Source organism: Clostridium sp. 29_15 (assembly GCF_001916075.1).
Classification (GTDB): Bacteria; Bacillota; Clostridia; order Clostridiales; family Clostridiaceae; genus Clostridium; species Clostridium lentum.
On the sequence record NZ_MNRT01000039.1, the window covers coordinates 57132 to 71296 of the forward strand.

Annotated in this window: 10 protein-coding genes and 2 pseudogenes; all 12 read left to right on the forward strand. The window is 30.6% G+C overall.

Features of this window, described 5'->3' with window-relative positions:
* Window positions 1–1707: a MutS-related protein gene (locus tag BHW04_RS09600; RefSeq protein WP_302631357.1), complete on the forward strand. Its 1707-nt coding sequence runs from the start codon at window positions 1–3 to the stop codon at window positions 1705–1707.
* A 10-nt stretch (window positions 1708–1717) separates the two neighbouring features.
* Window positions 1718–2317, forward strand: a complete 600-nt coding sequence (locus BHW04_RS09605) for a YdcF family protein (protein ID WP_302631358.1) — start codon at window positions 1718–1720, stop codon at window positions 2315–2317.
* A 99-nt stretch (window positions 2318–2416) separates the two neighbouring features.
* Entirely contained in the window at window positions 2417–3166 is a 750-nt protein-coding gene (gene yaaA / locus BHW04_RS09610; protein WP_302631359.1) for a peroxide stress protein YaaA, read from the forward strand.
* A gap of 15 nt (window positions 3167–3181) precedes the next feature.
* Window positions 3182–4801 carry a MutS-related protein gene (locus tag BHW04_RS09615; protein ID WP_302631360.1) on the forward strand — a complete coding sequence of 540 codons (1620 nt, stop codon included), beginning with the start codon at window positions 3182–3184 and terminating at the stop codon, window positions 4799–4801.
* Between the two features lie 305 nt (window positions 4802–5106).
* Complete coding sequence (locus tag BHW04_RS09620) at window positions 5107–8868, forward strand: phosphoribosylformylglycinamidine synthase (protein ID WP_302631206.1); 3762 nt, start codon at window positions 5107–5109, stop codon at window positions 8866–8868.
* A gap of 11 nt (window positions 8869–8879) precedes the next feature.
* Complete coding sequence (gene purE / locus BHW04_RS09625; protein ID WP_022211119.1) at window positions 8880–9359, forward strand: 5-(carboxyamino)imidazole ribonucleotide mutase; 480 nt, start codon at window positions 8880–8882, stop codon at window positions 9357–9359.
* Window positions 9359–10063 (forward strand): phosphoribosylaminoimidazolesuccinocarboxamide synthase, encoded by a 705-nt coding sequence (gene purC, locus BHW04_RS09630; protein ID WP_302631205.1) that lies wholly within the window; start codon window positions 9359–9361, stop codon window positions 10061–10063. The genes purE and purC overlap by 1 nt, the downstream gene beginning before the upstream one ends.
* Before the next feature lie 88 nt (window positions 10064–10151).
* Window positions 10152–10295: pseudogene (locus BHW04_RS12300) on the forward strand (amidophosphoribosyltransferase); the annotation flags it as partial.
* A gap of 62 nt (window positions 10296–10357) precedes the next feature.
* Window positions 10358–11527 (forward strand): annotated as a pseudogene (gene purF / locus BHW04_RS09635) (amidophosphoribosyltransferase); the annotation flags it as partial.
* Window positions 11528–11545: 18 nt separating this feature from the next.
* The gene (purM, locus tag BHW04_RS09640; RefSeq protein ID WP_302631203.1) at window positions 11546–12547 is read left to right on the forward strand and encodes a phosphoribosylformylglycinamidine cyclo-ligase; all 1002 of its coding nucleotides are present in this window, start codon (window positions 11546–11548) and stop codon (window positions 12545–12547) included.
* The gene (gene purN, locus BHW04_RS09645; protein WP_022211123.1) at window positions 12535–13137 is read left to right on the forward strand and encodes a phosphoribosylglycinamide formyltransferase; all 603 of its coding nucleotides are present in this window, start codon (window positions 12535–12537) and stop codon (window positions 13135–13137) included. The genes purM and purN overlap by 13 nt, the downstream gene beginning before the upstream one ends.
* A gap of 12 nt (window positions 13138–13149) precedes the next feature.
* The coding region (gene purH, locus BHW04_RS09650; RefSeq protein WP_302699452.1) for a bifunctional phosphoribosylaminoimidazolecarboxamide formyltransferase/IMP cyclohydrolase at window positions 13150–14165 on the forward strand (1016 nt) is incomplete at its 3' end.

The following is a 14165-nucleotide window of genomic DNA, read 5'->3' on the forward strand; positions in this document are numbered from 1 at the left end:
GTGGAGATAGGAATGTGGACAAAGCTTGCAATTATCGCAATGCTTATAGTGTTATTTATTTGTACAGTGTATTTTAGCAGTAGTAAAAGAAAAGAAAAATTGTTTTTAAAATATAATAAGAGTTTTGGTAAAGAACCGCAAAACTATAATAAAGAAGCTAATATAGAGTTTTTAAAAGATTTTTACAAAGCCAGGAAAGAAAATGAAAATGAAAATGAAGAAGAGGTAATTGATGAAATTACCTGGAATGATTTGGATATGAATAATGTATTTCAAAGGATAAATTATACTAATACTACCCTAGGTGAAGCATATTTATATAAAAGTATTAAGGAAATAAAGTATAGTAAAGAAAAATGGGATGAATTAGAAGGGCTTATTAAGGTGTTTTCAGAAAATGAAGACTTAAGAAATGAAATTAGATACAATCTTTCTACCATTGGAAAACTAAATGATCCAAAAGTATTTAATTTTATATATAGACCACAATTTAATAAGGTGCAAGGATATTTTAAATATCCTATTTTAGCAGGAGGATTTATTGCTTCGCTGCTGTTATGTATTATAAATTCTAAAATAGGAATTGGATTATCCATATTTTTCTTTTGTGCCAATATACTATTTTATCAAAGTGGTAAAACTGTCTTAGAAGATAGCTTTAAGATTATGAATTATTTAATAAATAATGTTATTGTTTGTCAGAAGTTATGTAAAATAAATCATAAGGAATTTAGAAAATATAAAAAGAAATTTAGAAAGATATTAGCTAGTTGTAGAGAGTTAAATAAGATAAAAAGATATAGCTATTCATTAGTAAGAAAAAATAGTTCAGCATTGCTAGATGCTGATTTAGTTTTAGAGTATTTAAAGATGTTTTTTATGGTAGATATAATAGCATATCATAATATGACCTCCATATTAGAAAAGAATAAAAAAGAATTCCAAGAAATATATGATTTAATAGCAATGATAGATTTTGCTTTATCTGTAGCTTATTATAGGGCAAGCCTTCAAGAATTCTGTCAGCCTATATTTTTAGAGCAAGATTATATAGAGTTGGAAAACCTTTATCATCCTCTTATTGATGAGCCAGTGAAAAATTCTATTTTCATAAAGGACAACATAATATTTACTGGGTCAAATGCTTCAGGAAAATCTACTTTTATTAAAGCTATAGCTTTAAATTGTATTTTGGCACAAGGATTGAATACAGCTTTATGTTCTAGCTATAAATGTAAGTTTTCTAAGGTTGTGACATCAATGGCCATTAAGGATGATATCTTAGAAGGAGATAGTTACTTTATTGCAGAAATAAAAAGTTTAAAGAGACTATTAAATTCATTAAATGGTGAAATACGTGTTTTAGCTTTTATAGATGAAATCTTAAAGGGGACAAATACCGTTGAAAGAATAGCTGCCTCTGCATCTATCTTAGATTATGGCAAAGAATCAAAGGCTAAGATTTTAGTGGCTACCCATGATATGGAACTTACAGAGATGCTAGGAGAAAAATATGATAATTATCATTTTAGAGAAACAGTGACAGATAAAGAAGTGTTATTTGATTATAAGCTTCATAAGGGGCCTTCTAAAACAAGAAATGCCATTAAATTGTTAAAGGCAATGGATTTTGATAAAGAGGTTGTAAATACAGCCAATGAAATCTATAGTGATTTTATAATTAATAAGAAATGGGACAGGCTATAAAGGGTAGAAAATGATTTATTTAAAGGATATTAGTGAATTTATTTTTTTATGTAATGAACCAAAAAAAGCAGATATTATTTTTGTGCCAGGAGGATCATATCCAGAGATTGCAGAAGAGGCTGCAAGGCTTTGGAAAGAAGGATATGCACCATATGTATTGCCCTCTGGAAGGTATAGCAAGCTTCTAGGGAGTTTTTCTGGCGTATCTTCCAAGAATCATATATATAATAAAGAATATGAAACAGAATGGGAATTCCTTAAAGATGTATTAATTAAAAACGGAGTCAAGGAAGAGGCAATATTAAAAGAAGATAAAGCAACTTTTACATATGAAAATGCTTTATATTCAAAAATGGTTACCGATAAATTAGATATGGAAATAAAAACTGCAATTATCTGTTGCAAAAGCTTTCATGCAAGACGTTGTCTTATGTACTATGAAACTGTATATGAGAACACTAATTTTATTATTTGCCCTTCAGAAGTTAAAGGAATTAATAAGGAAAATTGGTTTAGTAGTGAAGAAGGTATAATTACTGTTTTGGGAGAGCTTGAAAGGTGTGGAAATCAGTTTAAAGATATATTTAAAGATAAGTATATAAGAAAATAGAGTGGAAAAAATACTCTATTTTACTTTATTAAACTTTATTTTTAAAAGGTAAATAATATGTTATACTAAATAATAATTAATATTAGGAGTTGAAAAAGTATGAACATAATTATTTCACCTGCAAAAAAGATGAATGTAAATAATGATGATTTAGTTAATGAATATAAACCAGTATTTATGGATAAAACTAATATCCTTTATGATAAATTAAAATCACTTTCTTATGATGAATTAAAGAAGTTGCTTTCATGTAATGATGATATAGCAGAATTAAATTATGATAGGTATAAGTATATGGATTTAGCTAGAAATCTATCGCCAGCTATTTTGACATATGAAGGGATTCAGTATAAATATATGTCGCCAGATTCTTTTAGTGAGGGAGAGTTTGATTATGTAAAATCTCATTTAAAGATTTTATCAGGATTTTATGGTGTTCTTAATCCTTTTGATGGTGTAGTACCTTATAGATTAGAAATGCAAGCAAAGCTTAAGGTAGATGATAAGAAAAATCTTTATGAATTTTGGGGGGATAGCCTGTACAATGAATTAAGAAAAGAAAGTAATGTGATCTTGAATTTAGCATCAAAGGAATATAGTAAATGTATAGAGAAATATTTAAGTGAAGATGATGTTTTTATAACTTGTGTCTTTGGGGAACTTAATGAAGATGGAAAAATAAAAGTTAAAGCTACAGAGGCTAAAATGGCTAGAGGACTAATGGTAAGATATATGGCTTCTAATAATATTACAGAGATAGATGATATTAAGAAATTCGTTGACTTATCATTTAAGTATTCAGCAGAATATTCTACTGATAAAGAATTTGTTTTTTTAAAACAAATATAAGCTGAGGAGGGTAATATGGGATATTTAATGATTTTAATTATAGTTATTTTTGCAGTATATTATGTAGTAAATGACAAAAAAGGAAAATTAGAAGTTTTTAAAAGATATCATGGAGAGGAAAAGAGGATAGTTACAGCTATAGATGACATAAGATGCTTTTTTGATATGAGAGAGGAAGATGAATATACATTAGATGATCAGACTTGGTATGATTTGAATATGGATGAAGTATTTAGAAAAATAGATAGAAGTTACTCCAGTGTGGGAGAAGCAATTTTGTATAGTATGCTAAGAAATCCTCTTATTAATAAAGAAGAAATAGTTGAAAGAGGAAAGAATATAGAAGCTATAAAAAATGATATAGACTTAAGAGCTAAACTAAAGTTAATTTTCTTTAACTTGGGATATGATAAGAAGAATAGGTTTATTGAAATGATTGAAAGCGAAAGAAAACCTAATAAGAGTAAGTATATAATATACAATATCTTAGGGAAAGTAATGCCCATAACATTTTTACTACTGTCCATATTTCTACAAAGACCAGAATTTTTAGCTGCCTTGGCTTTAAATATGTGGATTAATCTTTTTATTGCAGAAAAGGAACGTAAAAATGTTTCCACTGGAGGCCTTATTTATTTAAATAGGATGCTAGATGCAGCAGAAAAGATAGGTAAACTTAAAGGTGAGAGTATAGTAAATAATAAAGAAATAAAAAAGGTTATGAAAGGGCTTCAGGGAGTTGTAAGTAAGATAAGCATAATACATATTTTTACCATGTATGGAGGGTTTCTTGAAATATTTTCAGTACCATTTTTAACTGTTGAAAGTGCTTACTATGGAGTAATTAATGAATTAAATGATAAAAAGGAAGGTATCTTAAAACTATACGAACTTTTAGGAGAAATAGAAGCATATATATCTATATGTGGATTCATAGAGGCTAAGGAAGAATATATAACAAAGCCTGTGTTTAAAAATCAGGTTAATATAAATATAGTAAATGGAATACATCCATTACTAGAAGAACCTGTTGCCAATACAATACATTTAAATAAAAAGGGAATGGTGCTTACAGGAAGCAATATGTCTGGTAAATCAACATTCTTAAGGATGGTGGGAGTAAATATTATTCTTGCGCAAGTTTTTGATTTGGTACTAGCAGAAAAATATGAAGGCTCAATATTTAATATAGTTACTTCAATAAGTCCTAAGGATGATGTTAATGCTGGAAAAAGCTATTATATGGCAGAAGTTGAGGGGATTCTTAGAATTATTGAAGCACTTAGAAAAGAAGTACCTGTATTTTGCATGATAGATGAAATATTTAGAGGGACAAATCCTATTGAAAGAGTTGCATCATCGGCTGCAATTTTAGAATATATAAACAGATATAATGCCATAACATTTGTGGCTACTCATGATAGAGAGCTAACGGATATGTTAAAGGATAAATATGAATTTAGGTATTTTGCTGAAAATGTTGATAAGAAAAATGGAATGACTTTTGATTATAAGATAAAAAATGGAATATCTAAAACTAGAAATGCCATTAAGGTGTTAGAATATGTAGGATATCCTAAGGAAATAACTGAATATTCTAAAGAATATGCTAAAGAGCTTGATAAAATAATCTGATTTATGTATCTTTAAGAATATAAAGCGTCCAAACTGTACAAAATAATAAGGAGCCGGAGCAGGGTTACGTAGTTTTTTGCTGCATGCATAAGCATGTGGCTTTTTTTATATATAAATATATATATTTATATATGAAACTGCCAATAATATTCGTAAAATGTATAAATTAAATTCCTTAATTGGTATAAAAAGAGAAAAATACATTGACAAAGTAAAAATTCATTGTTAGTATAATAATATAAACGAAAAATAATTACATAAAATAAATTAATATTCGTATCCTCAAAACTGAATGGAGGCATGAAATGATAGGGTGTAAAAGTATATTTGTTGAAAAGAAAAATAGATTTAATGTTGAAGGTAAGAGCCTTTTAGAAGATTTTAAGACAAATCTTAGAGTAGAAAGTTTAGAAAATGTAAGAGTAGTAAATAAATATATTTTAGGAAAGGTCAATGAAGAAGAGTATAAAAAATCATTATATTCAGTTTTTTCAGAGAAAACTGTAGATAATCTTTATGAAGAGAAGATACCTATGGACAATGAAGAAATAGCTTTTGCTGTTGAATATTTACCAGGTCAATACGATCAAAGAGCTGATTCAGCATCAGAATGTTATGCATTATTGACTGCAGGAAAGAGAATAGAAGTGAAAACTGCTAAAGTAATTATTTTAAAGGGAAATTTAAGTGAAGAAGAAGTTCAAAAAATTAAGCATTACTATATTAACCCAGTTGATTCAAGAGAAGTAGATATATATAGTAAAGAGCTTTTAAGTGAGCTTGAAGATCCAAAAGATGTGGAAATAGTAAATGGATTCATACAAAAAAATGACGAAGAAATTGCTTTTTACCATAAAGAATTAGGATTAGCTATGAGTGTTAATGACCTTCTTATGATAAGAGATTATTTCAAGAATGAGGAGAGAAATCCAAGTATCACTGAAATAAAAGTAATTGATACTTATTGGTCAGACCATTGTAGACATACAACATTTTCAACAGCTATAGAAAATGTAGAAATAGAAGAAGGAAAGCTAAATAATCCTCTTATTAAATCTTATAATGCATATTTAAAGTCAAGAGATTTTGTTTATGGCAAGGAAACTACTAGAGATGAAAATCTTATGGATATAGCAGTAATTGTTATGAAGGAAATGCGTAAAAAAGGTTTATTAGAAGATTTAGATGTTTCAGAAGAAATAAATGCTTGTTCTATAAATGCAAACATAGAAACTGATAATGGTAATGAAGAGTACCTTGTAATGTTTAAAAATGAAACTCACAATCATCCAACAGAAATTGAACCTTTTGGTGGTGCAGCAACTTGTCTTGGAGGAGCTATTAGAGATCCATTATCAGGTAGAACATATGTATATCAAGCTATGAGAGTAACAGGAGCAGCTGATCCAACAGTAGAAATTGATGAAACTTTAAATGGAAAGCTTCCACAAAGAACTATCGTTTTAGGGGCAGCTCATGGATATAGCTCATATGGTAATCAAATTGGACTTGCAACAGGACAAGTATCAGAAATATATCATCCAAATTATGTAGCTAAAAGAATGGAAGTAGGAGCTGTTATAGCAGCAGCACCAAAAGAAAATGTTGTAAGAGAAGAACCAAAAGCTTCAGATTTAGTAATCCTTTTAGGAGGAAGAACAGGAAGAGATGGTATAGGTGGAGCAACAGGTTCATCAAAAGAACATACTGAAGAGTCAATAAATACATGTGGAGCAGAAGTTCAAAAAGGTAATCCACCAACAGAAAGAAAAATTCAAAGATTATTTAGAAATGAAAAAGTAGCTAAGATGATCAAGAGATGTAATGACTTTGGTGCTGGTGGAGTTTCAGTTGCAATAGGTGAATTAACAAGAGGATTAGATATAAACTTAGATATGGTTCCTAAGAAGTATGAAGGTTTAGATGGAACTGAGATAGCAATATCTGAATCCCAAGAAAGAATGGCAGTAGTAGTAAATAAGGAAGATGCTAAAGAATTTATCAGTCTTTCAGCAGAAGAAAACTTAGAAGCTATTGTTGTGGCAGAAGTAACAGATACTGAACGTCTAAGAATGTTCTGGAGAGGTGAAAAGATAGTAGATTTAAAAAGAGAATTCTTAGATACAAATGGAGCTAGACAAACTACTGATGTAAAAGTAGAACTACCAAAAGAATATACATTAGCTATAGGTGAAGAAGTTAATGTTAAGGAAAGATGGATGAAAACTCTTACAGAACTTAACGTGGCTTCACAAAAGGGGTTAGTTGAAAGATTTGACTCTACCATTGGATCAGGAACAGTAATGATGCCTTTTGGTGGAAAGTATGCATTAACTCCAGCAGAAGGTATGGCAGCAAAAATACCAGTTTTAAATGGTGAAAGTAAAGATGCTACACTAATGAGTTATGGATTTAATCCTGAACTTGGTATGTGGAGTCCATATCATATGGCTTATTATGCAGTAATAGAATCTGTAACAAAAATAGCTGCTATGGGTGGAGATTATAGAAAAATAAGATTAACATTCCAAGAATACTTTGAGAGATTAGGTAATAATCCATCAAGATGGGGTAAACCATTTGCTGCATTACTAGGTGCATATCAAGCTCAAAGTGATTTAGGACTTCCAGCTATAGGTGGAAAAGATTCAATGTCAGGAAGCTTTGGTCAATTAGATGTACCACCAACACTTGTATCTTTTGCAGTAGCTGTGGAAAAGGCAAGTAAGATAGTTTCTAATGAACTTAAGAAAGTTGGAAGTAAATTAGTATTACTAATGGCTGAGAAAAATGATGATTATACATTAAATGTTGAAACATTTAAAAACAACTTAGAAGCATTATATAAATTAACTTCTAATAAAAAAGTGTTATCAGCTTCAACAGTTAGATTTGGTGGAATAGCAGAAACACTTTCTAAAATATCATTTGGTAATAAGATTGGTATTAAATTCAATGGTTTAAGCAAGGAAGAGTTATTTGGCTTAAATTATGGAAGTGTAATAGTAGAGGTAGCAACTGATGAAGACTTAAATAAAGCTTTTCAGGGATGTAGCTATAAAGTAATTGGTGAAACTATAGAAAAGCCTGTAATTATATCAGAAGAATATGATTTCACTTTCAATATAGATGATTTAATAAATGTATATGAAAAGAAATTATCTACAGTGTTTAAAATTAAAACTGAAAAGTCACAAGAATCAGTTCCAGAAATTAAGGTTGAAGAAAAGAAAATAATATTACCAAGTAGTCCAAGCATCAAGACTGCTAAACCAAGAGTAATTATCCCAGTATTCCCAGGAACAAACTGTGAATATGATTGTAACAGAGCATTTACTAAGGCAGGAGCTGAAACTACAGAATTAGTGTTTAAGAATTACTCTAAGAGTGCATTACTTGAATCAATTGAAGCACTGGAAAAACAAATAAGAGAAAGTCAAATAATAATGATTCCAGGAGGATTCTCAGCAGGAGATGAACCAGATGGATCAGGAAAGTTTATTGCTACAATCTTTAGAAATAAAAGAATTAAAGATGCAGTAAATGATTTACTAAAAAATAGAGATGGATTAGTATTAGGTATCTGTAACGGATTCCAAGCATTAATTAAATTAGGTTTAGTACCATATGGTGAAATAGTTGATATAGAAGAGAATATGGCAACATTAACTTACAATAATATCAATAGACATATGAGCTCAATAATAAGAACTAAGATTACATCAAATAAATCACCTTGGTTTAATGAAGTAAATGTAGGAGATATTCATAATGTGGCAATATCTCATGGGGAAGGTAGATTTATTGCAAATGAAGAGCTATTAAGACAATTAATTACTAATGATCAAATAGCTACTCAATATGTAGATTTAGAAGGAAATGTATCACTGGACATGCCATTTAATCCAAATGGTTCAGTTTTAGGTATAGAAGGAATAACAAGTCCTGATGGAAGAGTTTTAGGTAAGATGGGACACTCTGAAAGAATTGGAGAAGACCTATATGTAAATGTTCCTGGAAACTTCCATCAAAAAATCTTTGAATCAGGAGTTAAATACTTTAGATAGGAGCGTTTTTTATGAGAGTTGCAATATTTTTTGGATCAAAATCTGATACGGAAATAATGAAGGGAGCTGCTAACTGTTTAAAGGAATTTGGTATTTCATATAAAGCATATGTTTTATCAGCTCATAGAGTTCCTGAAAAGTTAGAAGAAACTTTAAGAGATATAGAAGCTGAAGGTTGTGAAGTAATAATTGCTGGTGCAGGCCTTGCAGCACACCTTCCAGGTGTAATTGCTTCACAAACAGTAATTCCTGTCATAGGAGTTCCTTGTAAAGGAGCAATAGAAGGTCTTGATGCATTATTTTCAATAGTGCAAATGCCAAAATCAATTCCAGTGGCAACTGTAGGTATCAATAATGCTTACAATGCAGGAATGTTGGCTGTACAAATGTTATCAATTGGTGATAAAGAGCTTAAAGCTAAATTAATTAAATATAGAAAAGATATGAAAGAAAAATTTATCGCTGAAAATGGTGAAGGAGTGGATCTATAATGGAAAAATTAGAAATGATGTACGAAGGTAAAGCAAAGAAAATATATGCTACAGATAAGGCTGATGAAGTAATTGTATATTACAAAGATGATGCAACTGCTTTCAATGGAGAAAAGAAAGGTCAAATAGAAGATAAAGGTGTAATGAATAATGCTATAACAGCTACATTATTTGAAATTTTAGCACAAAATGGAGTACCAACTCACTTTATTGAAAAGTTAAATGATAGAGAACAATTATGTAAAAGGGTAGAAATAGTACCTCTAGAAGTAATAGTTAGAAATGTAGCAGCTGGTTCAATGGCTAAGAGATTAGGATTAGAAGAAGGAACAGAGCTTAAGACTACAGTATTTGAATTATCATATAAAGATGATTCTCTAGGAGATCCATTAATAAATGACTATCATGCAGTAGCCATAGGAGCAACTACTTTTGAAGAGTTAAATAAGATATATGAATTAACAGCAAAAGTTAATGATATTTTAAAGGGATTATTTTTAAAAGCTAACATTAATCTTATAGACTTTAAATTAGAATTTGGAAGATATAATGGTGAAATAGTTTTGGCAGATGAAATTTCACCAGATACTTGCAGATTTTGGGATGCGACAACTGGAGAAAAGCTTGATAAAGATAGATTTAGAAGAGACTTAGGAAATGTTAAAGATGCCTATGTTGAAATATTAAGCAGACTTCAAAAATAATTTATAATGAAAAATTAAAAATTGAGGATGAAATTTTCTCCTTAATTTTTAATTCTACATTTTACATTAAGTTTCGGGGGTATTAAGAATGAGTCTTAAGGTAGACAATATTATAATGGATCCAAGTAATGATAAGTTTAAGGATGAATGCGGTGTATTTGGTGTTTATTCAAATAAGGAAATGGATGTTGCTTCAATGACTTATTATGGATTATATGCACTTCAACATAGGCATCTTTAACATTTCCTAAGTCTCTTCTAAATCTATCTTTATCAAGCTAAAGTATTGCAATATTAAAAGGGAATATAGCTATTGGGCATGTTAGATATTCCACATCTGGTGATACAAGGATAGAAAATGCGCAGCCACTTTTAAGTGAAAGCAAATTAGGATCTATTGCAATGGCTCATAATGGAACGCTTGTTAATGCAGATGTTATAAGAGAGTTATTGGAAGAGGCTGGACATGTGTTCCATACATCAATAGATTCAGAAGTTATAGCAAACCTTATAGCTAGAGGAGCTAAGAAAGGTGTTGAAAAAGCAATTTTAGATGCTATTCAGGCAGTAAGAGGTTCTTTTGCCATGGTTATCTTAACAGAAAATAAGCTTATAGGTGTTAGAGATCCACACGGAATAAGACCTTTATGTTTAGGAAAGATTGATGAAGGATATATCTTATCATCAGAAAGTTGTGCCCTTGATGCTGTTGGTGCAGAACTAGTTAGAGATATAGAACCAGGTGAGATAATTGTCATAGATGAAAAAGGTATTAATTCATACAGATATTCAGAAAATACGCAATGTCAAACTTGTGCATTTGAATATATATACTTTGCTAGACCAGATTCGATAATTGATGGACTTGATGTACATGAATCAAGAATAAGAGCTGGGGAGCAATTGTTTAAAGAACATAACATTGAAGCAGATGTGGTAGTAGCAGTACCAGATTCAGGAATACCAGCAGCTATAGGATATTCTAAAGCTTCAGGAATACCATATGATACAGGTTTTGTAAAAAATAGATATGTAGGTAGAACTTTTATTACTCCTTCTCAAGAAATAAGAGAAAGAGCTGTAGCAGTAAAATTAAATCCATTAAAAGCTAATGTAAAAAATAGAAGAGTAATTTTAATAGATGATTCAATTGTACGAGGAACAACCTCTAAGCATTTAGTTGAATCTTTAAGAAGAGTAGGAGCAAAAGAAGTACATTTCTTAGTGGCATCGCCTGTGGTTAAATATCCATGTTACTTTGGAATAGATACTCCATACAGAAAAGAGCTTATAGGAGCAAATCATTCATTAGAAGAAATCAGAGAAGCAATTGGTTGTGATTCTATTGGATACTTATCAATGAAGGGTATGTATAATTGTTTTAAGGAAGATCAAGGTTATTGTGTAGGATGTTTCAATGGAGTATATCCTGTGGCAACTCCTATAGAAGAAAAAGATGCATAAGAAAGGTAGGATTTAATAATGATAACATATAAAGAAGCTGGAGTTAATATAGAAGAAGGTTATAGATCAGTAAAGCTAATAAAAGAATATGCCAGTAGAACAATGAGTGAATATGTGTTAAATGGTCTTGGAAGTTTTGCTGGAATGGTGGAATTACCAGAAGGATATAAAAAACCAGTTTTAGTGTCAGGTACAGATGGAGTTGGTACCAAGTTAGAATTAGCTTTCAAAACAAAGAAATATGACACTGTAGGTATTGACTGTGTGGCTATGTGTGTTAATGATATCTTATGTCATGGTGCAAAACCACTATTTTTCTTAGATTATATAGCTTGCGGAAAACTAGAAGCAGAAGTGGCTGCTGATTTAGTCAAAGGAGTATCAGATGGATGTGTAGAGTCAGGTTGTGCTCTAATTGGTGGAGAAACTGCTGAAATGCCAGGGTTCTATAAAGAAGGAGAATATGATATTGCAGGTTTTGCTGTAGGTATTGTAGATAAGGATAAAATCATCAATGGAAAAGACATTAAGCCAGGTGACAAGCTTATAGGTATAGCTTCATCAGGTGTACATTCTAATGGATTTTCTTTAGTAAGAAAACTATATACTGATTTAAATGAAGAGTTTAATGGTGAAGAGGTATGGAAGACGCTTATTACACCAACTAAATTATATGTAAAGCCAGTATTAAGCTTAATTGAAAAGTTTAATATTAAAGGGATGAGCCATATAACAGGTGGTGGATTTATAGAAAATGTTCCAAGAATGTTTAATGGAGCAGAGCTTACAGCTGAAATAAGAAAAGACAGCTATCCATTGCCAGCAATCTTTGAAGATATGATTAGCAGAGGCGTTGCTAGAGATCATATGTATAATACATTTAACATGGGTATAGGATTTGTTTTATGTGTAAATGAAGCTGATGTACAAGTTATTTTAAATGAATTAGAAGCTATGGGCGAAAAGGCATACGAAATTGGCGTTGTTACAGCTGGAGGTGAAGGAGTTTGCTTAAAATAGCAGTACTTGTATCTGGTGGAGGTTCTAACCTCCAGTCAATTTTAGATTATGAAAACAAAAACTATCAAGTGGAAATGGTTATTGGCAGTAAGGAAGGTATTTATGGCTTGGAAAGAGCAAAAAATGCAGGTGTTGAAACTTTTGTTGTATCTAAAAAAGAATATGGCAGTGAAGTTTCAAATAAAATACTAGAGCTGACTAAAGGTAAAGTAGACTTAATAGTTTTAGCAGGATATCTTTCAATTTTGGATGGGGAAATACTGAGAGAATTTAAAAATAGAATAATCAACATCCATCCATCATTAATTCCAAGCTTTTGCGGTGATAAGATGTATGGAATGCATGTTCATAATGCAGTAAAGAAATCAGGGGTAAGATACACAGGATGTACAGTGCATTTTGTTAATGAAGAAGTAGATGGTGGAGCAATCATCTTACAAGAAACAGTACCGGTGTATTTTGAAGATACTGCAGAAGATATACAAAAAAGAGTATTAGTACAAGAGCATAAATTGTTACCAAAGGCAATAGAGCTTATTGGTGATAAGAAAATTCAAATAATAGACGGAATAGTAAAGATAGATAAATAGGAGGCTTTTTATATGATTAAGAGAGCGTTAATTAGTGTGTTCAATAAGGAAGGTATATTAGATTTTTCTAAATTCTTATCAGAAAATGGTGTTGAAATAATTTCAACAGGAGGAACTTACAAGCACTTAAAGGATAATGGGTTAAAGGTTACTGAAGTTAATGAAGTAACAAATTTCCCAGAAATGTTAGATGGAAGAGTTAAAACATTACATCCTATTATTCATGCTGGTATTCTTGCAATAAGAGATAATGAAGAGCATATGGAAACTATCAAGGAAAGAAATATAGATACTATTGATATGGTAATAGTTAATTTATATCCATTCTTTGAAAAGGTTAGAGAGAACTTATCTTTTGAAGAAAAAGTTGAATTCATTGATATTGGTGGACCAACAATGCTAAGAGCAGCAGCTAAAAACTTTCAAGACGTTGTAGTTATTTCAGATGTAGCTGACTATGAAGCTGTTATGAATGAAATAAAGGAAACTGGTGATGTAAGTTATGCTTTAAGAAAGAAATTAGCAGGAAAAGTATTTAACCTTATGAGTGCATATGATGCAGCTATTTCTAACTTCCTATTAGGAGATGAAGAATATCCAGAATACCTTTCAGTATCATATAAGAAGAAACAATCTTTAAGATATGGAGAAAATCCACATCAAAACGCAGCATATTACACATCAACTGAATTTGATGGAGCTATGGAAGACTTTGAAGTTTTAAATGGTAAAGAGTTATCTTATAACAATATTAAAGATTTAGATATTGCTTGGAAAGTAGCTAATGAATTTGAAGAAATAGCTTGTTGTGCATTAAAACATAATACTCCTTGTGGTGTAGCTATTGGAGAGTCTGTTTTAGAAGTTTATAAAAAAGCTCATGATGTAGATCCAGATTCAATCTTTGGAGGAATTGTAGCAATTAATAGAACTATTGATAAGGCAACTGCAGAAGAGATGTCTAAGATATTCTTAGAAGTTATTGCTGCTCCAGGGTATGATGAAGAGGCTTTAGAAGTATTAAGAGC

What these genes read in the sequence shown, in the direction of transcription:
- purM (WP_302631203.1), top strand. Translation starts at nt 11,546, where the DNA reads ATGATAACATATAAAGAAGCTGGAGTTAATATAGAAGAAGGTTATAGA.
- purE (WP_022211119.1), top strand. Translation starts at nt 8,880, where the DNA reads ATGAGAGTTGCAATATTTTTTGGATCAAAATCTGATACGGAAATAATG.
- BHW04_RS09615 (WP_302631360.1), top strand. Translation starts at nt 3,182, where the DNA reads ATGGGATATTTAATGATTTTAATTATAGTTATTTTTGCAGTATATTAT.
- BHW04_RS09620 (WP_302631206.1), top strand. Translation starts at nt 5,107, where the DNA reads ATGATAGGGTGTAAAAGTATATTTGTTGAAAAGAAAAATAGATTTAAT.
- BHW04_RS09605 (WP_302631358.1), top strand. Translation starts at nt 1,718, where the DNA reads ATGATTTATTTAAAGGATATTAGTGAATTTATTTTTTTATGTAATGAA.
- yaaA (WP_302631359.1), top strand. Translation starts at nt 2,417, where the DNA reads ATGAACATAATTATTTCACCTGCAAAAAAGATGAATGTAAATAATGAT.
- purC (WP_302631205.1), top strand. Translation starts at nt 9,359, where the DNA reads ATGGAAAAATTAGAAATGATGTACGAAGGTAAAGCAAAGAAAATATAT.